This window comes from Kitasatospora sp. DSM 101779 (assembly GCF_025655475.1).
In the GTDB taxonomy this organism is placed as follows: domain Bacteria; phylum Actinomycetota; class Actinomycetes; order Streptomycetales; family Streptomycetaceae; genus Kitasatospora.
Genome location: NZ_JAHTIK010000001.1, coordinates 2,807,274 through 2,827,832, shown reverse-complemented (window position 1 = coordinate 2,827,832; position 20,559 = coordinate 2,807,274). Strand labels below are relative to the sequence as shown.

Genomic DNA, 20,559 nt, shown 5'->3' with positions numbered 1-20,559 from the left:
CCTGCCGCCCGGCCCCGTGCCCGGGTGGACCCGGCTCGCCGACGGGGCGCTGCGGTCAGCGCTCGTCGTCGGAGGCCGTTGCGGGCGTCGTGCCCAGACGACCCGTCTCGTCCTGTATCTCCACAGAGATCTTCTTGAGCTCGGGCTCGAACTTCCGGCCGTGGTGGGCACAGAAGAGCAGTTCTCCGCCGCTGGCGAGGACAACGCGCAGGTAGGCCTGGGCGCCGCAACGGTCGCAGCGGTCAGCCGCGGTGAGCGGGCTCGCAGGGGTCAGAACAGTAGTCACGTCGCCTCTTCTCTAGCTCGACGAGCTGTCGTACCAGGGTGAACATCCAACCAGGTCGATTTCGTTCCCGCTCGTGGCTTTTCTTCTCTGAGGATTCTGCTGTGTTGATGAGGACGTGCCCCGGGGCCCGGCGGTTCATGCGTGCCGATTCCCGTGGCGGCCACCCCTCCTCGAACGCCCGATCGAGGCGATGTCCGAGGTCCGCGTAGCATAATCCTCTGCTGGGTTGGAGCATAAGCCCCGTCCCGAGCACCGGTAGCCTGCATCGCAGCAGCTCCGCCGCCTGCGCCCGGTGCCACGGTCCGCCAGGAACCGTGGTGGCAGGAGGAGATGGCGTCCCGGGGCGCCGGTGCCCGGCCAAGGTCGTGTTCGCGCAGCGCGTACAGGCTGCGACGGGCGCCACACTCCGCCGTCTCGCCCTGTGAGAGCGCGTCGGGGGCAAGGGGCCGTCCGCGCAGACGAGTCAGAGAACTTCATTGAGGAGTGCAACGCCGCATGAGTGCCGAATCAGTGCCGTCCGCCCTGCTGGCCAAAGACGACGGGTCCAACTACACCGCTCGGCACCTGCTCGTCCTCGAGGGCCTGGAGGCCGTCCGCAAGCGGCCGGGCATGTACATCGGGTCCACCGACAGCCGCGGCCTGATGCACTGCCTGTGGGAGATCATCGACAACTCGGTCGACGAGGCCCTCGGCGGCTTCTGCGACCGGATCGAGGTCCTGCTGCACGAGGACGGCTCGGTCGAGGTCCGTGACAACGGCCGCGGCATCCCGGTCGACGTCGAGCCGAAGACCGGCCTGTCCGGCGTCGAGGTCGTGATGACCAAGCTGCACGCCGGCGGCAAGTTCGGCGGCGGCTCCTACGCCGCCTCCGGCGGTCTGCACGGTGTCGGCGCCTCGGTCGTCAACGCCCTCTCCGCCCGCCTGGACGTGGAGGTCGACCGCGGCGGTCACACCCACGCGATCAGCTTCCGCCGCGGCACCCCCGGCCACTTCACCGAGCTCTCCCCGGACGCGCCGTTCGACGCCGCCTCCGGCCTCACCAAGAAGGGCAAGGCCCCGCGCGGCCGCACCGGCACCCGCATCCGCTACTGGGCCGACCGGCAGATCTTCCTCAAGGACGCCCGGCTCTCCCTGGAGAGCCTGCACGCCCGCGCCCGGCAGACCGCCTTCCTCGTCCCCGGCCTCACCATCATCGTCCGTGACGAGCGGCTGACGGAGAGCGAGACGGTCGACGAGGCGACCTTCCGCTTCGACGGAGGCATCGCCGAGTTCTGCGAGTTCCTCGCCCCCGACAAGCCGATCTGCGACGTGCTGCGGCTGCACGGCGAGGGCAACTTCAAGGAGACGGTGCCCGTCCTCGACGACCTCGGCCACATGACCCCGACCGAGGTCACCCGCCACCTCGGCGTGGACATCGCGCTGCGCTGGGGCGCCGGCTACGACACCACCATGCGCTCCTTCGTCAACATCATCGCCACCCCCAAGGGCGGCACCCACGTCACCGGTTTCGAGCGCTCCCTCGCCAAGACCGTCAACGAGGTGCTGCGCAGCGCCAAGCTGCTGCGCGTCGCCGAGGACGACATCTCCAAGGACGACGCCCTGGAGGGCCTCACCGCGGTGGTCACCGTCCGGCTCGCCGAGCCGCAGTTCGAGGGCCAGACCAAGGAGGTGCTCGGCACCTCGGCGGCCAACCGGATCGTCGCCGCCGTGGTCGCCAAGGAGCTGAAGGCCTTCCTCACCTCGGCCAAGAAGGACGAGAAGGTCCAGGCCCGCGCCGTCCTGGAGAAAGTCGTCGCCGCCGCGCGCACCCGGGTCGCCGCCCGCCAGCACAAGGAGGCGCAGCGCCGGAAGACCGCGCTGGAGACGTCCTCGCTGCCGGCCAAGCTCGCCGACTGCCGCAGCGACGACGTCGACCGCAGTGAGCTGTTCATCGTCGAGGGCGACTCGGCGCTGGGCACCGCCAAGCTGGCGCGCAACTCCGAGTTCCAGGCGCTGCTGCCGATCCGCGGCAAGATCCTGAACGTGCAGAAGGCCTCGGTGGCCGACATGCTCAAGAACGCCGAGTGCGCCTCGATCATCCAGGTCATAGGAGCGGGCTCCGGCCGCACCTTCGACATCGACCAGGCCCGCTACGGCCGGGTCATCTTCATGGCCGACGCCGATGTCGACGGCTCGCACATCCGCTGCCTGCTGCTGACGCTCTTCCAGCGGTACATGCGGCCGATGGTCGAGCAGGGCCGGGTGTTCGCCGCGGTGCCGCCGCTGCACCGGATCGAGCTGACCAACCCCAAGCGCGGCCAGGGCAAGTACCACTACACCTACTCGGACGCCGAACTGCGCCGCACCCTGCTGGAGTTCCAGTCCAAGGGGCTGCGCTGGAAGGACCCGGTGCAGCGGTACAAGGGCCTCGGCGAGATGGACGCGGACCAGCTGGCGGAGACCACCATGGACCCGCGCCACCGCATCCTGCGCCGGATCAACCTCGGTGACCTGGACGCGGCGGAGAAGACCTTCGACCTGCTGATGGGCAACGACGTGGCCCCGCGCAAGGAGTTCATCGTGGACTCCGCGGCGACCCTGGACCGCTCGCGCATCGACGCCTGAACGGCCGCAGGACGCCCGGTCCGGCGGATCCGGCCGCAGGCGCCTGCCTGTGCCGCCCGCCGGCCCCGGGCCCGTCCGCCGGCCCCGGGCCCGTCCGTCGCGCCGCGCCCGTCCGTCGCGCCGGGGGTTCTCCACCCGAGGGTGGAGAACCCCCGGCGCGTTGCCGTCGTGGATCTCGACCCGCGCTCCGAGGTGCGCGGAGCTCCCGGTCCGTAGCGTCGGAGGGGTCAGCCAGCCTCTCCACGGGAGCCCGCCATGCCGTCCCTCGCCGCCCTCGCCAACGTGCTGATCGCCCTTGCGGTGGTCGTCCTGGTGGTCACCCGCCAGATGAAGGCGCGCCGGATCGACACCGGGGGCCGCTTCTGGCTGGTGCCGCTGGTGCTGGCCGTGGTCGCGCTGCGCAACCCGGCGCTGATCGACCGCGCCCACGAGGCGGCGGCGGTGGCCGTGCTGGCCGGTTCGCTGGTGACGGTGCTCGCCATGGGCTGCGTCTGGGGGTGGACGGTGCGGCTGTGGCAGGAGGCCGACGGCACGGTCTGGGCGAAGGGCACCCGCGCCACGGTGGCCGCCTGGGCGGGCATGATCGTGCTGAGGATCGGCTGGTTCGCCCTCGGCGGCGCACTCCACGTGCACCAGAGCACCGACGTGCTGCTGCTGTCGCTGGGTGTGCTGCTGCTGGTCCGCGGTGCGGTGCTGAAGCTGCGGGTGGCGCAGACCTTCGAGCGGGCCGCCGCCCTCTGACCGTCCGGCTGACCGTCCGTGAGGAGCCGTAGGTGACGCTGGAGTTCTGGACCGGATGGCCCACCGGGAGCGTCCCGCATAGGGAGTCGTCGACCTGGCCGCGACGGGTGATCACCGTCGGCGGCCGGGTGGTCCTGCTGGTCGTGGTGGTGTGGGGCACGTTCTCCGCGGGCGGCTTTACCGGGTGGGCGGCCGTCGTCGCGGGCGGCTGGCTGGCGGAGTCGGCCGCGCTGCTGGCCGGGTTCCGGCTCGCCTCCCGGGCCCGCCGGCTGTGGCCCGCGCTGGCCTGCGCGGCCGGCCTGCTGGTGGTGGCCGCACTGGCGAAGGACGGCGGCGCGGACACCCTCGCCGGGGTGCTCTGGGCCGGTCTCGGCATCCTTGCGCTCGTCCGCCTGCCGCTGGCCGCCGGGTCCGCGGTCGCCGGCACCGCCCTCGTCTCGTACGCGCTGATGAGCGGCGAGGCGCTGGTCGCGGGGCTGACCACGGCCGGCGGCCTCGGCCTGCTGGGCTACCTGCTGCGGCTGGACGCCGAGGCGCGCGGCACCCAGCGGCGGCTGCTCGAACAGGAGCGGGCGGCCCGGGCGGCCGAGGCGGAGAGCGCCGCCCTCGCCGAACGGGCCCGGATCGCCCGGGAGATCCACGACGTCCTGGCGCACAGCCTCTCCGCGCAACTCGTCCACCTGGAGGCGGCCCGGCTGATGCTGGACCGCGACGCGGACCGCGCGCAGGTCCGCGAGCGGGTCGTGGCGGCCCGCAGGATGGCGCAGGAGGGGCTGGCGGAGACCCGGCAGGCGCTGTCCGCGCTGCGCGGCGAACTCACCCCGGTCGGCGACTTCCTGGTCGAGCTGACGGGCCGTGAGCAGGCCTCGCTGGCGATCGAGGGCACGCCGCGGCCGCTGCCCGCCGAGGCCGGTCTGGCGGTGCGCCGGGTGGCGCAGGAGGCGGTCACCAACGCCCGCAAGCACGCGCCGGGCGGCCGGGTCGCGGTACGGCTCGTCTACCTGCCGGACGCCGTCGACCTGGAGGTGCGCAACACCCGCACGACGCGCGGCGGCGCCCCGGAGGGTCTCGCCGACAGTGGCTCCGGGTACGGTCTGCTGGGGATGCGGGAGCGCGCCGAACTGCTCGGCGGTGAGCTGTCCGCCGGTCCCGAGGACGGAGGTTGGCGGGTGCTGCTGAGGGTGCCGGCGTGAGCGCGGGGCCGCTCACCAGGGTGGTCGTCGCGGACGACCAGACCGTGGTGCGCGAGGGCATCGTGATGCTGCTCGGTCTGCTGCCGGGGATCGAGGTGGTCGGCGCGGCCGCCGACGGCGACGAGGCGGTGCGCCTGGTCGCCGAACTCGCGCCGGACGTCGTGCTGATGGACCTCCGGATGCCGCGCTGCGACGGTGTCGAGGCGACCCGGCGGATCCGGGCCGGGCACCCCGGCACCGAGGTGGTGGTGCTCACCACGTACGCCGACGACGACTCGCTCTTCCCGGCGCTGCGGGCCGGCGCCCGCGGCTACCTGACCAAGGACGCCGGGGCGGAGGAGATCGCCCGGGCGATCGCGGACGTCCGTTCCGGTGCGGCCGGGCTGTCGCCGCAGGTGCAGCGGCGGCTGCTGGAGAGCCTCTCCGGGCAGCCCGCCGACCCGCAGCGCACGGACCCGCAGCCGCCGGGGCCGGAGCGGCCTCCCGCACGGGCTGGGCTGTCGGACGGACTGCCGGCCGGACTGTCGGCAGGACTGCCGGACGGGCTCACCGCGCGGGAGGCCGAGGTACTGGCGCTGATCGCGGAGGGGCTCTCCAACGCGGAGATCGCGGCCGAACTGTTCGTCAGCCCGTCCACGGTGAAGACGCACATCAACAACCTCTTCGCGAAGACCGCGGTACGGGACCGCGCGCAGGCCGTGGCGTACGCCTATCGGCATGGAATTTCCCGGAGTTCGTGAGCGCGGACCCCGCTCATCAGTTTGGGTGAACGTTCCTGCGTCGATTGGCGCAGCCGCGGATGCCGGTCCCATTCTGGTCGGGTCAGCGGCCGGAGGCTTCCGTTCCGGCGCCGAGCCGGACGCCGTGCGTGCGTCCCCGTCCAGGAGCGTTCGTGGCGCAGCAGCAGAGCTTCGACTGGTGGGACGGCCGTCTGCCGGGCCGGCCCGCCGCCCTGTGGGCCGGGGTGCCGGCGCAGGCCACCCCGTCCCCGTCCGCCTCGTCCGCCGCGGCCGCCGCGGGCGCCGGCGACGCACCCGCACCGGCGGTCCCCGCCCCCGGAGCGGTGGACGCCGCCGAGGTGTACCGGGCGGTGCAGTCCAGCGAGGCCTTCGCCCGGATCCGCCGCGACCACCGGGGTTTCGCCCTGCCGGCGACGGCGCTGTTCCTCACCTGGTACCTGTTCTACCTGGTCGCCCAGGCTGCCGCGCCGGAGCTGATGCGACGTCAGCTGGCCGGGCCGCTGAACGTCGCCTGGCTGCTCGCCCTCGGCCAGTTCGCCTCGACTTTCCTGCTCACCTGGCGGTACGCCCGCAACGCCCGCACCAAGCGGGACCGGGCCGCGCTGGAGCTGCGCTGGGACACCCAGGACCGGCTCCGGTGAGCGCCCGCGCCGCCCTCGCCGCGGGCGCCTGGTCGTCCGGCCGCCACGGACTCGCCGTCGCGCTGTTCGCCGTCGTCGTCCTGGTCACCCTGGGCATCACGCTGTGGGCCGGCCGCCGCGGCCGGGCCGCCGAGGACTTCTATGCCGGGGGCCGCGGCTTCAGCCCGCTGCAGAACGGCCTCGCCCTCTCCGGCGACTACCTGTCCGCCGCGTCCTTCCTCGGCGTGACCGGGCTGATCGCGCTGTACGGGTACGACGGCGTGCTCTACAGCATCGGCTTCCTGGTGGCCTGGCTGCTGGTGCTGATGCTGGTCGCCGAACTCGTCCGCAACGCCGGCCGCTACACCCTGGCCGACGTGCTCGCGGTGCGGATGCGCGCCCGGCCGGTCCGGGCCGCCGCGGGCACCGCAGGGCTCGTGGTCTCGCTGCTCTACCTGGTGGCGCAGATGGTCGGCGCGGGCAGCCTGGTCGCGCTGCTGCTCGGCACCGGGGACGGTCCGGCGAAGACCTGGACGATCGTCGGCGTCGGCGCCCTGATGATCGTCTACGTGACGGTCGGCGGGATGCGGGCGACCACCTGGATCCAGATCGTCAAAGCGGTGCTGCTGGTCGCGGGTTCGGTGCTGCTGACCGTCCTGGTGCTGGTCCGCTTCCACGGCGACCTCGCCGGGCTGATGCGGACGGCGGCCGAGCGCAGCGGCGCCGGTGACGCGTACCTGGAGCCCGGACTGCGCTACGGGGCGAGCCTCACCAGCCGGCTCGACTTCGTCAGCCTGGGCCTCGCCCTGGTGCTCGGCACCGCGGGGCTGCCGCACATCGTCTGCCGCTTCTACACCGTGCCGACGGCGCGGGCCGCCCGCCGCTCCACGATCTGGGCGATTGGCCTGGTCGGCGGCTTCTATCTGATGGCCGTGGTGCTCGGCCTCGGCGCCGCGGCCCTGGTCGGCTCGGCGGCGGTGCGGCGCGCCAACCCGGCCGGGAACACCGCCGTGCCGCTGCTCGCGGCCGAGCTCGGCGGCGGCCCGGGCAGCACCCGAGGGGTGCTGCTGTTCGCGCTGATCTCCGCCATCGCCTTCGCCACCATCCTCGCGGTGGTCGCCGGGCTGACCCTCGCCTCGTCCGCCGCCTTCGCCCACGACCTGTACGCCGGGGCGTGGCGGCGCGGCGACGGCACGCAGGTGACGGAGCGCCAGGAGGTGCTGGCGGCCCGGCTGTCCGCGGTGGCGATCGGTGCGCTGGCGATCGTGCTGAGCCTGTTCGCACAGCGGCTGAACGTGGCCTTCCTGGTCGGTCTGGCCTTCGCCGTGGCCGCTTCGGCGAACCTGCCGACCCTGTTGTACAGCCTGTTCTGGAGTCGTTTCACCACCCGTGGCGCGGTGTGGGCGGTGTACGGCGGGCTGGTGCCGGCGGTGCTGCTGGTGGTGTTCTCGCCGGTGGTGTCCGGTACGGCCGCCTCCGTGCTGCCGGGCGTGGACTTCCACCTCTTCCCGCTGGAGAACCCGGGTCTGGTGTCGATCCCGCTGGGCTTCCTGGCGGGCTGGATCGGCACGGTGACCTCCCGCGAACCGGCCGACCCGGCCCGCTTCGCCGAGATGGAGGTCCGCTCGCTCACCGGCGCCGGGGCGGTCTAGAGCTCCCCCACGGACGCTCCAGGCCTGACCGCGGCGCCGGTGACGGTGCCTCAGAGCGTGCAGTTGGTGCTGTGCAGCTCGGGCGCGTCGGCGGGGCCGCCGGTGGCGCAGACGATGGTGCGGTAGTCGGTGCGGACGGCCGGAGTGGTCAGCGAGAGCGTCCCGGTGCTGGCGACCAGCGTGGAGCTGGCCACCGTCTCCCAGGGGCGGCCCCAGGCGCGCTGGATCCGCACCTCGACGCGGAGCATGGTGGGCCGGGTATGGTCGGCGGTGTCGAGGCGGGCGGCGCCCACCACGCCCTCGGTGCTCGGCTGCTGCCAGACGCACGGCCGGGTGATCGACGCGGGGCATGCGGGCTGGGGCGCAGCAGCCGCGGTACCCGAGGTCAGGGTGCTGATCGTTGCCACAGCTGCGGCCAGGCCTGCGATACGTGAAATCATGGCTCTCGTTCTCCTTTGAATCAGAGCCTTGTCGGGGTTGCTGTGGCGACTATGTCATGTCCGTGACAGAATCGCCACCGTGAGTGCCCGACAAATGACCGAACGTCAGACGGCCGCCGCCCCAACGGCGTGGGAGACCGCGCGCGCCGCGGCCGGCCGGCCCCGCGACAGACCACGGGCGGGCGGGGCGTGCCCCGGGGCTCGTCCGACGGTCCCTAACGCCCGGCGGGGAGCCCGTACCGGTGCTCCGGCCGACCCGTGTCGCCGTACCGCAGGCCCAACCGCAGCCGCCCGTCCCGGGCCAGCTGCTTCAGGTAGCGCTGCGCCGTCGACCGCGACAGGCCGGTGGCGTCCGCGACCTCCTGGGCGGACAGCGGCTGCCCAGCGGCGCGCAGCGCCCCGAGCACCAGGTCCGTGGTCGGCGCGGAGTGCCCCTTGGGCAGCGCGGCCGGCGCGGCGGCGCTCCGCAGGGCCGCGAACATCCTGTCGACCTCGTCCTGGCCGGCCTCCCGGGTGGCCGCGCCGGCCAGGGCGTGGCGCAGTTCGGCGTACCCGGTGAGCTTCTCCCGCAGCCCGGCGAAGGTGAACGGCTTCACCAGGTACTGCAGGGCGCCGTGCTGCATCGCGGCGTGCACGGTGGTCACGTCCCGGGCGGCGGTCACCATCATCACGTCGCAGCCGATGCCGCCCTCGCGCAGCCGCCGCACCAGGGCGAGACCGGTCTCGTCCGGCAGGTGGTGGTCGAGCAGCACCAGGTCCACAGGGGAGCGCTCCAGGCTGGCGAGGGCCTCGGCCGCGCTGTGCGCCCGCCCGGTGACCCGGAATCCGGGCACCTTGGCGACGTACGCCGCGTGCACCTCGGCGACCCGGAAGTCGTCGTCCACCACCAGTACGTCGATCATGCCGTCTCCACCGGGTGCAGGGCCTCGGGCAGCTCCACCGTGAACCGGGCGCCGCCACGCGGCCCGGTGCCGACCGCCAGCCGGCCGCCGGACCGCTCCACCACCCGGCCGACCAGCGCGAGGCCCAGGCCGCGCGGCCGGTGCGCCGGGGCGTCCTTGCTCGTCCAGCCCTCCTCGAAGACCAGCGTGCGCAGCTCCTCGGGCACGCCGGGGCCGCTGTCCGCGACCTCGACCAGCAGGGTCGCGCCGACGGGCCGCAGCCGCACGTCCACCGCACCGGGGCCGGCGCCGACCGCGTCCAGCGCGTTGTCGACCAGGTTGCCGACCACCGTCACCAGCGCCCGCGCGTCGACGGCGGCGTCCGGCAGGTGGCTGTCCGCGGTGACGGCCAGCTCCACGCCCCGCTCGGCGGCGACCGCCGCCTTGCCCGCCAGCAGCGCGCCGACGTGCGGGTCCTGCACCTGCTCGGAGATCCGTGCGGTCAGCGCGGAGTGCGAGCCGGACTGCTCGGAGATGAACGCCGCAGCCTGCTCGTGCCGGCCGAGCTCCAGCAGGCCGAGCAGCGTGTGCATCCGGTTGGCGTGCTCGTGGTCCTGCGCCCGCAGTGCCTCGGTGAGACTCCGCGTGTTGTCCAACTCCCGGACCAGCGATTCGAGTTCGGTGCGGTCGCGGAGCGTGGTGACGGCGCCGCCGTCCGCGGTGGCCATCCGGTTCACCACCAGCACCCGGTCGTCGCGCACCGCCGGCAGGTCGGTGCCGGTGATCCGCCCGGTCAGGACGTCCGCCAGGCGGCCCGGCGGCAGCAGCGCGTCCACCGTCCGGCCGGCGCAGTCCTCCGGCAGCGCCAGCAGCCGCAGCGCCTCGTCGTTGGCCAGCCGGATCCGGCCCGCCCCGTCGAGCGCCAGCATGCCCTCCCGGATGCCGTGCAGCATCGCCTCCCGCTCGACGAGCAGCGCGGCGATGTCGGCGACCGCGATGTTGTGGGTGCGCCGCTTGAGCCCGCGGGCCAGCAGCAGCGTCGCCGCGAGACCCGCGGCCAGACCCGCGCCCGCGCACAGCAGGATGCCGTGCGCCATCGACAGCAGCCGGCGGCGGATCGAGTCGTCGCTGATCCCGACGGAGACCTCGCCGACGATCCTCCCGTCCGCGAGCCGCAGCGGCACCTTGCCGCGGGCGGTGCGGCCGAGCGTGCCGTCCTGGATCGCGGTGACCGACTCGCCGCGCAGCGCCGGTTCCGGGTCGGTGGACACCCGCAGCCCGATCCGGGACGGGTCGGTGTGCGACAGCCGGATGCCCTCGGTGTCGGTGATCACCACGAAGCTCGCGCCGGTCGCCAGCCGGATCTGCTCGGCGCCCTGCTGCGCGGTCCGCGAGTCCCGGGCGGCCGCCGCCCGGGCGAGCGCGTCGTCGGCGGCGGTGGCCTGGGCGATCGACAGGGCCCGCTGCATCGCGTTCCGGTCGAGCTCCCGGCTGACCGGCGCGAGGAAGAGGCCCGCGGTCACCGCGGTGACACCGACCGTGACCACGGTCTGGCTGAGCAGCAGCTGCGCGAAGACCCTGCGCGGCCAGTGCGGGCGCCTCATCGCGGGCTCCTTCCGTGCTCAGCGGGGGCGGGGTGGACGGTCACCCTACGTTTCGTCCGTATTTCGTGCCAGCCCCGCCCAGTCGTTGTAGCGGAAGCAAAAGGAGCAGAACAGCCCTCAACGCGGCAAAGCCGCGTTACGCCCGCAAGCCTCCCGCCGCGGCCGGTGCCGCTCGTAGCGTCCCGGAGCACAGCACCGAGCCGGCGACGACGCCGGCCGAGGAGGTAGGTGGTTCACGTGAGCCCGCACAAGGCCGGCGCCGTCCCGGCGATCGAGTTGACCGGGGCGACCAAACGCTTCCGGACGCCCTCCGGCACCCTGCACACCGCCGTCCGGGACCTCGACCTGACCGTCGCCCCCGGCGAGTTCGTCGCCGTCGTCGGCCCCACCGGCTGCGGCAAGTCCACCACGCTGACCCTGGTCAGCGGCCTGGAGGAGCCCACCGAGGGCGAGGTGAAGGTCTACGGCGAGCACGTCGACGGGATCAACCCGAACGTCGGCTTCGTCTTCCAGCAGGACGCCGTCTTCCCGTGGCGCACCGTGCTCTCCAACGTCACCGCGGGCCCGCGGTTCCGCGGCGTCGGCGCCGACGAGGCCCGCGAGAAGGCCCGCGACTGGCTCGCCCGGGTCGGCCTCGCCGCCTTCGAGGACCGCTACCCGCACCAGCTGTCCGGCGGCATGCGCAAGCGCGTCGCACTCGCCCAGACCTTCGTCAACGACCCGAAGATCCTGCTGATGGACGAGCCGTTCTCCGCGCTCGACGTGCAGACCAGGGCCCTGATGTCCGACCAGCTGCTCGAACTGTGGGCCGGCACCGGCTCCTCCGTCGTCTTCGTCACCCACGACCTCGACGAGGCGATCGCCCTCGCCGACCGGGTCGTCGTGATGACCGCCGGCCCGGCCACCGTCAAGGAGGTCTTCACCGTCGACCTGCCCCGGCCGCGCACCGTCGAGGCCGTCCGCCTGGAGCCCCGCTTCGTCGAGCTGTACCGCGAGATCTGGGCCTCCCTCGGCGAGGAAGTCCGCATCACCCGTGAGAGAGGAGCGGGTCGTGCCGCTTGAGACCGTCCCCGCCGACCCTGTGGCCGCCCCCGCTGCCACCCGCACCGAGGTTCGCGAGCGCGCCGCCCGCAACCGCCGCAACAGCGTGTTCGCCGCGCGGGCCGGCGTCCTCGTCGCCTTCCTCGGCCTGTGGGAGGTCTGTGCCCGCACCGGCGTGATCGACCCGTTCAACTTCTCCCAGCCGTCGAAGATCTGGGCCCAGATCTGGCAGTGGATCACCCACGGCACCGCCCAGGGCTCGCTCGGCGAGCAGATCGGCTACACCCTGTACGAGGCGCTCAGCGGCTGGGTGATCGGCGTCGTCACCGGTGTCCTGCTCGGCATCGCCCTCGGCCGGATCCGTTTCCTCGCCGACGTGTTCGGGCCCTACATCAAGGTCCTCAACGCGATCCCGCGGATCGTCCTCGCGCCGATCTTCCTGATCTGGTTCGGTCTCGGGCCGGCCTCCAAGGTCGCCTCCGCCGTCGTGCTGGTGTTCTTCCCGGTGTTCTTCAACGCCTTCCAGGGTGCCCGCGAGGTCGACCGCAACCTGGTCGCCAACGCCCGCATCCTCGGCGCCGACAACCGCAGGGTCACTCTGCAGGTGGTCATCCCCGCCGCCACCACCTGGATCTTCACCAGCCTGCACGTCAGCTTCGGCTTCGCCCTGATCGGCGCCATCGTCGGCGAGTACATCGGCGCCACCAAGGGCCTCGGTCTGATGGTCGCCGCCGCCCAGGGCACCTTCAACGCCGCCGGCGTGTACGCCGCGATGACCATCCTCGCCGTCGTCGCCCTGCTCACCGAGGGCCTGCTGACCTTCGCCGAGAAGCGGCTCTTCCGCTGGAAGCCCGCCGACTCCGGCGACGGCCGCTGAGCCGCACCCCCAGCCGCAGACCACCGCAGCACCCACCGCACAACCCCCTGCAGGACCCACCCCCTCGCAGCACCCCCGCGCACCCAGGAAGGCCCCCACCCATGCGCAGAACCGTCGCCGCCGCCCTCGCCGCCACCCTCCTCCTGCCGCTGGCCGCCTGCGCCAACGACGCCGCCTCCACCTCGCACAACGGCGCCGCCCCGGCCGGCCCCACCGTCGAGGGCCCCAAGGTCAAGATCATGGTCGGCGGCCTCGACAAGGTCATCTACATGCCCGCCATGCTCACCCAGCGGCTCGGTTACTTCGCCGAGGCCGGCGTCAACGTCGAGCTGATGAGCGAGCCCGCCGGCGTCAACGCCACCACCGCCCTCCTCGCCGGGGACGTCCAGGGCGCCGTCGGCTTCTACGACCACACCATCGACCTGCAGGCCAAGGGCAAGAGCGTCGAGTCCGTCGTCCAGTTCTCCCAGGCCCCCGGCGAGGTCGAGGTCGTCTCCGCCAAGCAGGCCGCCGCCATCAAGAGCGGCGCCGACTTCAAGGGCCGCAAGCTCGGTGTCACCAGCATCGGCTCCTCCACCGACTTCCTCACCAAGTACCTCGCCGTCAAGAACGGCGTCGACACCAGCCAGTTCAGCCCCATCGCCGTCGGCGCCGGCCAGACCTTCATCGCCGCCATGCAGCAGGGCTCCATCGACGCCGGCATGACCACCGACCCGACCGTCGCCAACATCGTCTCCAAGAACATCGGCACGGTGCTGTACGACATGCGCACCCCCGAGGGGTCCAAGGCCGCGCTCGGCGGCCTCTACCCCTCGTCCTCGCTGTACATGAACACCGCCTGGGTGAACAGCAACAAGGACACCGTGCAGAAGCTCGCCAACGCCTTCGTCAAGACCCTCAAGTGGATGAGCACCCACACCCCCGAGGAGATCGCCGCGAAGATGCCCGCCGACTACGCGCAGGGCGGCGCCGAGCAGTACGCGGCCGCCATCAAGGCCACCCTGCCGATGTTCACCACCGACGGCGTCATGCCCGCCGACGGCCCGAAGACCGTGCTCGCCGTCCTCGGCGCCTTCCACCCCGACGTCAAGGGCAAGGAGGCGAGCATCGACCTCGGCAAGACCTACACCACCGAGTTCGTCACCAAGGCCGCCGGCTGACCCGGCCACGCGACCTGTGACGGCCCCCCGCCCTCCCGGACAGCGGGCGAGGGGCCGTCACAGCCGTTCCACCGGCCCCGCCACCATCCGCGACGGCAGCCCCGCAGCCTTCCCGCAGCTCTCCGGACGCGGCGGCTCCGACACCCCCTCCGACACCGGAACCCGCCAGCCGCGGCCGTCCACGTGCCGCACCTCCACCGACCAGCCGCCGTCCACCGCGGCCTGGCGCACCGTCAGCGCCTCCGCCGAGGTCTCGCCCACCGCCAGGCGCACCGCGTGCTCCGCCGCCTGACCCGGACGCTCCCAGCACGACCGGCCCCGCGAGAACTCCGGCACCGTGTGCCCCGCCGCCGTCGACGCCAGCACCTCCTTCGCCGCCGCCCCCGACAGCCGCCCGTACGCGTACCCGAACGGCAGCACCAGCATGGTCGGCGAGAACCGGTGACCGCCCAGATGCGTCACCTCCCACACCTCGCCCAGGCCCGACGCCGCCAACTCCGCGGCCAACGGCCGCCCCAGCAGCGCACAGCACCGGTCCCGGCGGCCGTTCGTGCAGACCAGCGCGATCGGGCCGCCGTCGTGCTCCACCCCCAGACCGCCGTGCACCCCCGCACCCAGCGCCGCGAAGTCCAGACCCAGCAGCTCCGCCGGATCCGCCACCGACCATCGCCGCACCCACGACCGGCCGGGCACCGTGTGCGCCACGACCACCTGGTGCCGCGCGTCCGGCCGGGCGTCCGCATGACGGCCCGGCGAACGCACCAGCGCCACCCGCACCCCCGACCCCGCCGCGGCCGCCTCCAGCGCAGCCCCCACCGCGGTGTCCAGATGGCTCTCCACCAGCGCCTTCGCCCCCCACGGCCCGGCCTGCTCGACCAGCAGCCAGGTCGACGCCGTCGCCGCGGTCGCGGCCAGCGGCTCGGACAGTTCCAGCGACAACGTCGCACAGGTGCTCACCCAGGCAAGCCTACCCTCGCCACCCCCGGCGGCCACGGCGGCGAAGCACCGCCCCGCCCGCACCACCGGCCCGCCGACAACGCCGACGGGGGCGCCGCCGAAGCAACGCCCCCGTCCACGAAAACCGGCCCTACATCCGGGCGCCGACCGCCGCGACCTGCCCCGACACCGGCGAACCCGAACCGTCCCGGCGCGGATCCCGCTCCGGCAGCACCACCGGCGAACCGTTCGCCGCAGCCGCCAACGCCGGAGCCGCACCCGCCCACGCGAACGCCAGCACGTCCTCACCCCGCAGGAACCGCTGGCAACGGACACCGCCCGTCGCCCGGCCCTTGCGCGGATAGACCTCGAACGGCGTCACCTTCCACGTCGTCTGCTCACCGCCCGACAATGTGCCCGACGCCGCCGCCACCGACAGCACCACCGCGTCCGCACCCGGATCCACCGCCGTGAACGACAGCACCCGGGCCCCCTCCGACAGCTTGATGCCCGCCATACCCCCGGCCGGGCGACCCTGCGGCCGGACCTGACCCGCCGGGTACCGCAGCAACTGCGCGTCCGAGGCGATGAAGACCAGATCCTCCTCACCCGTCGCCAACTCCACGGCACCGACGACCTCGTCACCCTCCCTGAGGGCGATCACCTCGAACTCGTCCTTGTTCGCCGGCCACTCCGGCACCACCCGCTTCACCACACCCTGCGCCGTGCCCAGCGCCAGACCCGGCGAGGACTCGTCCAGCGTCGTCAACGCCAGCGCCCGCTCCCCGGCCTCCAGCCGCAGGAACTCCGACACCGCCGCCCCACCGGCCAGCGACACCGCGCCGCCCGGCGGCAACTGCGGCAGATCGATCACCGGCAGCCGCAGCACCCGGCCCGCCGTCGTCACCAGACCCACGTCGGCCCGCGCCGTCGCAGCCACCGCCGACACGACCACGTCGTGCTTCGCCCGCTGCTCCGACACCTCCACCGACTCGCCGTCCGCCGTCCGCGCCAGCAGACCCGTCGACGACAGCATCACCCGGCACGGATCGTCCGCCACCTCCAGCGGCACGGACAGCGCCGCACTCGGCAGCGCGCCCGCCTCCAGCAGCACCGTCCGCCGCGGCGAACCGAACTGCTTCGCCACCGCACCCAGCTCGGACGACACCACGCTGCGCAGCCGGGAGTCCGACTCCAGGATCTCCGTCAGCTCCGCGATCTCCGCCGTCAGCTTCTGCTGCTCGTCCTCCAGCTCCACCCGGTCGAACCGGGTCAGCCGCCGCAGGGGAGTGTCCAGGATGTACGCCGTCTGCACCTCCGACAGCGAGAAGCGCTCGATCAGCCGCTCCTTCGCCTGCGCCGCGTTGTCGCTCGACCGGATGATCGCGATCACCTCGTCGATGTCGACCAGCGCCACCAGCAGGCCCTCGACCAGGTGCAGCCGCTCCTGGCGCTTGCGCCGCCGGAAGTCACTGCGCCGACGCACCACCTCGAAGCGGTGGTCGACGTAGACCTCCAGCAGCTCCTTCAGACCCAGCGTCAGCGGCTGCCCGTCCACCAGCGCCACGTTGTTGATGCCGAAGGTCTCCTCCATCGGCGTCAACTTGAACAGCTGCTCCAGCAGCGCCTCCGGCACGAAGCCGTTCTTCACCTCGATCACCAGGCGCAGACCGTTCTCACGGTCCGTCAGGTCCTTGACGTCCGCGATGCCCTGCAGCTTCTTCGCGTTGACCAGGTCCTTGATCTTCGCGATCACCTTCTCCGGCCCGACGCCGTACGGCAGCTCGGTGACCACGATCCCCTTGCGGCGCGCCGTCACGCTCTCGATCGACGTCGTCGCCCGGATCTTGAACGTCCCGCGGCCGTTCTGGTACGCGTCCCGGATCCCCGACAGGCCCACGATCCGGCCGCCCGTCGGCAGGTCCGGGCCCGGCACGAACCGCATCAGCGTGTCCAGGTCCGCGCTCGGGTGCTTGATCAGGTGCCGGGCCGCCGCCACGACCTCGGACAGGTTGTGCGGCGGCATGTTCGTCGCCATGCCGACCGCGATGCCCGAAGTACCGTTCACCAGCAGGTTGGGGAAGGCCGACGGCAGGACCAGAGGCTCCTGCTCACTGCCGTCGTAGTTCGGCCCGAAGTCGACGGTGTCCTCGTGGAGCGACTCCACCAGCGCCATCGACGCCGCCGTCAGCCGCGACTCCGTGTACCGCATCGCGGCCGGCGGGTCGTCGTTGCCCAGCGAACCGAAGTTCCCGTGCCCGTCGATCAGCGGCAGCCGCATCGAGAACGGCTGCGCCAGACGCACCACCGAGTCGTAGATCGACGCATCGCCGTGCGGGTGCAGCCGACCCATCACCTCGCCCACCAGACGCGCGCACTTCACGTGCCCGCGCTCCGGGCGCAGACCCATCTCGTTCGCCTGGTACAGGACCCGCCGTTGCACGGGCTTCAGACCGTCCCGCGCATCGGGCAGCGCGCGCGAGTAGATCACCGAATAGGCGTACTCCAGGAACGAGCCCTGCATCTCGTCCACCACGTCGACATCGAGAATCCGCTCCTCGAAGTCACCGGGCGGCGGGGTGGGCGAACTGCGGCGGGCCATCGCGGCGGGGCTCCTTGCGTGTCGGGCTTGCGTGTGTCGAACGGCGGCCGACCAGCGGCCGCCGCGTCGAACCCTACGGGGGCACGGCGCCCCCCATTGTGGACCCTCCCACCCACAGCCACGCCCACCCCCGCCGACCCGGACCGCACCGCCCCCGCCCGGCCCGCACTCCGTCCGCCCGCGTACCCGCCCCGCCGCGTCCGCCCCTGGCGAACGCCGCCCCTGCGCGGACACATCCCGGGCCCCCGCGCGTTGCACCACAATGGGGGCACGCACACAGCCCCCGACCTGCACAACCACCAGGGAAGGACCCACAGCGCATGGCCCAGCCGGCCCCCGCCTCCCACCGAGGCCTCGCCATCACCGAACACCGCCTGGCCAACGGCCTGCGCGTGGTGCTCTCCGAGGACCACCTCACCCCGGTCACCGCCGTCTGCCTCTGGTACGACGTCGGCTCCCGCCACGAGGTCAAGGGCCGCACCGGCCTCGCCCACCTCTTCGAGCACCTGATGTTCCAGGGCAGCCGCAACGTCTCCAACAACGGCCACTTCGAACTGGTCCAGGGCGCCGGCGGCTCCCTCAACGGCACCACCAGCTTCGAGCGCACCAACTACTTCGAGACCATGCCCGCCCACCAGCTCGAACTCGCCCTCTGGCTCGAGGCCGACCGCATGGGCTCCCTGCTCGACGCCCTCGACGACGCCTCCATGGAGAACCAGCGGGACGTCGTCAAGAACGAGCGCCGCCAGCGCTACGACAACGTCCCCTACGGCACCGCCTTCGAGAAGCTCACCGCCCTCAGCTTCCCCGACGGCCACCCCTACCACCACACCCCCATCGGCTCCATGGCCGACCTCGACGCCGCCACCCTCGAGGACGCCCGCGCCTTCTTCCGCACCTACTACGCCCCCAACAACGCCGTCCTCTCCATCGTCGGCGACCTCGACCCCGAGCAGACCATCGCCTGGGTCGAGAAGTACTTCGGCAGCATCCCCGCCCACAACGGCAAGCAGCCCCCGCGCGACGGCACCCTCCCCGACACCATCGGCCGCGAACTGCGCGAACTCGTCGAGGAGGACGTCCCCAGCCGCGCCCTGATGGCCGCCTACCGCCTCCCCCACGACGGCACCCGCGAGGCCGACGCCGCCGACCTCGCCCTCACCATCCTCGGCTCCGGCGAGTCCAGCCGCCTCTACAACCGGCTCGTCCGCCGCGACCGCACCGCCGTCACCGCCGGATTCGGCCTCCTGCGCCTCGCCGGCGCCCCCAGCCTCGGCTGGCTCGACGTCAAGACCAGCGGCGACGCCACCCTCGACGCCGTCGAGACCGCCGTCGACGAGGAACTCGCCCGCTTCGCCGCCGAAGGCCCCACCCCCGAGGAACTCGAGCGCGCCCAGGCCCAGATCGAGCGTGAATGGCTCGACCGGCTCACCACCGTCGCCGGCCGCGCCGACGAACTCTGCCGCTACGCCGTCCTCTTCGGCGACCCCGCCCTCCTCAACGAGGCCCTCCCCAAGGTCCTCGACATCACCGCCGAAGAAGTCCGCGCCGTCGCCGCCGCCCGCCTCCACCCCGAGAACCGGGCCGTCCTCGCGTACGAGCCCACCACCACCGGCCCCGACGCCGACGACACCACCGAGCAGGAGACGGCCGCGTGACCAGCCAGATGACCTTCCACCCGCAGCCCACCGCCGGCACCCCCAGCCCCTGGGCCTTCCCGGCACCGCAGCGGCTCACCCTCGGCAACGGCATCACCGTCCTGCACTGCCACCGCCCCGGCCAGCAGCTCGTCGCCGTCGACCTCGTCGTCGACGCCCCCCTCGCCGCCGAGCCCACCGGCCTCGACGGCGTCGCCAACATCCTCGCCCGCGCCCTCAACGAAGGCACCGAGCACCACACCGCCGAGGAATTCGCCGGTGAACTCGAACGCGCCGGCGCCACCCTCGACGCCCACGCCGACCACCCCGCCATCCGCGTCAGCCTCGAAGTCCCCGCCTCCCGCCTGGAACGCGGCCTCACCCTCCTCGCCGACGCCCTCCGCGCCCCCGCCCTCCCCGAGGACGAGATCGAACGACTGGTCGCCAACCGGCTCGACGAGATCACCCACGAACTCGCCAACCCCGCCCGGCGCGCCGCCAAGGCCCTCTACGCCGCCCTCTTCGACGCCACCGACCGGCTCTCCCGCCCCCGCAGCGGCACCGCCGACACCGTGCGCACCATCGACCGGGCCGCGGTCCACGCCTTCTACCGGGCCCACGTCCGGCCCGGCACCACCACCGCCGTCGTCGTCGGCGACCTCACCGGCACCGACCTCCCCGCCCTCCTCGAGAACACCCTCGGCACCTGGACGGCCGACGCCGCCGAGCCCTCCGTCCACGCCCCCGTCGCCGCCGACGACAAGGGCCGCGTGATCATCGTCGACCGGCCCGGCTCCGTCCAGACCCAGCTCCTGATCGGCCGCATCGGCCCCGACCGCCACGACCCCACCTGGGCCGCCCAGATCCTCGGCACCTACTGCCTCGGCGGCACCCTCACCTCCCGGCTCGACCGCGTCCTGCGCGAGGAGAAGGGCTACACCTACGGCGTCCGCGCCTTCGCCCAGCCGCTGCGCTCCGCCGCCGACGGCTCCGGCCGCGCGCTGCTCGCCATCAGCGGCTCCGTCGACACCGCCTCCACCGCGCCGGCCCTCGCCGACACCTGGACGATCCTGCGCACCCTCGCCGCGGAGGGCCTCACCGACGCCGAGCGCGACGAGGCCGTGCAGTTCCTCGTCGGCGTCGCCCCGCTGAAGTACGAGACGGCCGGCTCGGTCGCCGCCACCCTCGCCGACCAGGTCGAGCAGTACCTGCCCGACGACTACCAGGCCGAGGTCTACCGGCAGCTCGCCGAACTCGGCACCGAGGCCGCCACCGAGGCCGTCGTCGCCGCCTTCCCGCCGGACCGCCTGGTCACCGTGCTGGTCGGCGACGCCGCCGTGATCGGCGACGCCGTCCGCGACCTCGGCATCGGCGAGGTCACCGTCGTCGCCAACTGACGTACGGCGGCGCGGGCCCGGCGGAGCATCAGCTCCGCCGGGCCCGCGCCCTTTATTGCATTGCGCGGCACCGAGCCGGCGTGGGTAGATACTCCCGCAGCCGCACACCGCGGCCGAAGCACACAGCGCGAGAGGAGGCGGTCACCAT

Annotated in this window: 17 protein-coding genes; 11 read left to right on the top strand and 6 right to left on the bottom strand. The window is 73.1% G+C overall.

The genetic code is table 11. From position 1 onward, the window contains the following. Positions 1–55: 55 nt before the first annotated feature. Positions 56–286: a hypothetical protein gene (locus tag KSNIM_RS13020; RefSeq protein ID WP_263103396.1), complete on the bottom strand. Its 231-nt coding sequence runs from the start codon at positions 284–286 to the stop codon at positions 56–58. A 495-nt stretch (positions 287–781) separates the two neighbouring features. Between KSNIM_RS13020 and KSNIM_RS13015 the strand changes: the two genes are divergently transcribed. The 6 genes from KSNIM_RS13015 to KSNIM_RS12990 all read left to right on the top strand — a co-directional run bounded on the left by KSNIM_RS13015 (position 782) and on the right by KSNIM_RS12990 (position 7,836). Continuing rightward, on the top strand, positions 782–2,890 hold the full coding sequence (locus KSNIM_RS13015) for a type IIA DNA topoisomerase subunit B (protein WP_263103395.1): 2,109 nt from the start codon (positions 782–784) through the stop codon (positions 2,888–2,890). A gap of 255 nt (positions 2,891–3,145) precedes the next feature. Continuing rightward, positions 3,146–3,631: a CcdC protein domain-containing protein gene (locus tag KSNIM_RS13010; RefSeq protein ID WP_263103394.1), complete on the top strand. Its 486-nt coding sequence runs from the start codon at positions 3,146–3,148 to the stop codon at positions 3,629–3,631. Between the two features lie 32 nt (positions 3,632–3,663). Further along, the gene (locus KSNIM_RS13005; protein WP_411543701.1) at positions 3,664–4,824 is read left to right on the top strand and encodes a sensor histidine kinase; all 1,161 of its coding nucleotides are present in this window, start codon (positions 3,664–3,666) and stop codon (positions 4,822–4,824) included. A 65-nt stretch (positions 4,825–4,889) separates the two neighbouring features. Next, complete coding sequence (locus tag KSNIM_RS13000; RefSeq protein WP_411543861.1) at positions 4,890–5,564, top strand: response regulator; 675 nt, start codon at positions 4,890–4,892, stop codon at positions 5,562–5,564. A gap of 152 nt (positions 5,565–5,716) precedes the next feature. Then, positions 5,717–6,205, top strand: a complete 489-nt coding sequence (locus tag KSNIM_RS12995) for a DUF485 domain-containing protein (protein ID WP_263103391.1) — start codon at positions 5,717–5,719, stop codon at positions 6,203–6,205. After that, positions 6,202–7,836, top strand: a complete 1,635-nt coding sequence (locus tag KSNIM_RS12990) for a cation acetate symporter (protein ID WP_263103390.1) — start codon at positions 6,202–6,204, stop codon at positions 7,834–7,836. Before KSNIM_RS12995 ends, KSNIM_RS12990 begins: the two co-directional genes overlap by 4 nt. A 50-nt stretch (positions 7,837–7,886) precedes the next feature. On the opposite strand, the gene KSNIM_RS12985 is transcribed toward KSNIM_RS12990, so the two are convergent. From KSNIM_RS12985 to KSNIM_RS12975, 3 genes are all read right to left on the bottom strand, one after another. Then, complete coding sequence (locus KSNIM_RS12985; protein ID WP_263103389.1) at positions 7,887–8,276, bottom strand: hypothetical protein; 390 nt, start codon at positions 8,274–8,276, stop codon at positions 7,887–7,889. Between the two features lie 215 nt (positions 8,277–8,491). Next, complete coding sequence (locus tag KSNIM_RS12980; RefSeq protein WP_263103388.1) at positions 8,492–9,178, bottom strand: response regulator; 687 nt, start codon at positions 9,176–9,178, stop codon at positions 8,492–8,494. Further along, entirely contained in the window at positions 9,175–10,761 is a 1,587-nt protein-coding gene (locus tag KSNIM_RS12975; RefSeq protein WP_263103387.1) for a sensor histidine kinase, read from the bottom strand. Before KSNIM_RS12975 ends, KSNIM_RS12980 begins: the two co-directional genes overlap by 4 nt. A gap of 237 nt (positions 10,762–10,998) precedes the next feature. On the opposite strand from KSNIM_RS12975, the gene KSNIM_RS12970 reads away from it, so the two are divergent. From KSNIM_RS12970 to KSNIM_RS12960, 3 genes are all read left to right on the top strand, one after another. Further along, positions 10,999–11,823: an ABC transporter ATP-binding protein gene (locus KSNIM_RS12970; protein ID WP_263103386.1), complete on the top strand. Its 825-nt coding sequence runs from the start codon at positions 10,999–11,001 to the stop codon at positions 11,821–11,823. Further along, positions 11,813–12,679, top strand: a complete 867-nt coding sequence (locus KSNIM_RS12965) for an ABC transporter permease (protein WP_411543700.1) — start codon at positions 11,813–11,815, stop codon at positions 12,677–12,679. Before KSNIM_RS12970 ends, KSNIM_RS12965 begins: the two co-directional genes overlap by 11 nt. 101 nt (positions 12,680–12,780) lie before the next feature. Continuing rightward, a complete protein-coding gene (locus KSNIM_RS12960) occupies positions 12,781–13,839 on the top strand; it encodes an ABC transporter substrate-binding protein (RefSeq protein ID WP_263103385.1) in 1,059 nt (352 codons plus the stop codon). 57 nt (positions 13,840–13,896) lie between these two features. Here KSNIM_RS12960 and KSNIM_RS12955 read toward each other — a convergent pair whose 3' ends face one another. Further along, the gene (locus tag KSNIM_RS12955; protein ID WP_263103384.1) at positions 13,897–14,796 is read right to left on the bottom strand and encodes a sucrase ferredoxin; all 900 of its coding nucleotides are present in this window, start codon (positions 14,794–14,796) and stop codon (positions 13,897–13,899) included. 130 nt (positions 14,797–14,926) lie between these two features. After that, positions 14,927–17,377, bottom strand: a complete 2,451-nt coding sequence (locus tag KSNIM_RS12950) for a DNA topoisomerase (ATP-hydrolyzing) subunit A (protein ID WP_263103383.1) — start codon at positions 17,375–17,377, stop codon at positions 14,927–14,929. 320 nt (positions 17,378–17,697) lie between these two features. Between KSNIM_RS12950 and KSNIM_RS12945 the strand changes: the two genes are divergently transcribed. Together KSNIM_RS12945 and KSNIM_RS12940 are read left to right on the top strand one after the other, a co-directional pair. After that, positions 17,698–19,035 (top strand): M16 family metallopeptidase, encoded by a 1,338-nt coding sequence (locus tag KSNIM_RS12945; protein ID WP_263103382.1) that lies wholly within the window; start codon positions 17,698–17,700, stop codon positions 19,033–19,035. Positions 19,036–19,043: 8 nt separating this feature from the next. Continuing rightward, positions 19,044–20,411, top strand: a complete 1,368-nt coding sequence (locus KSNIM_RS12940) for a M16 family metallopeptidase (RefSeq protein ID WP_263107935.1) — start codon at positions 19,044–19,046, stop codon at positions 20,409–20,411. Positions 20,412–20,559 lie beyond the last annotated feature (148 nt).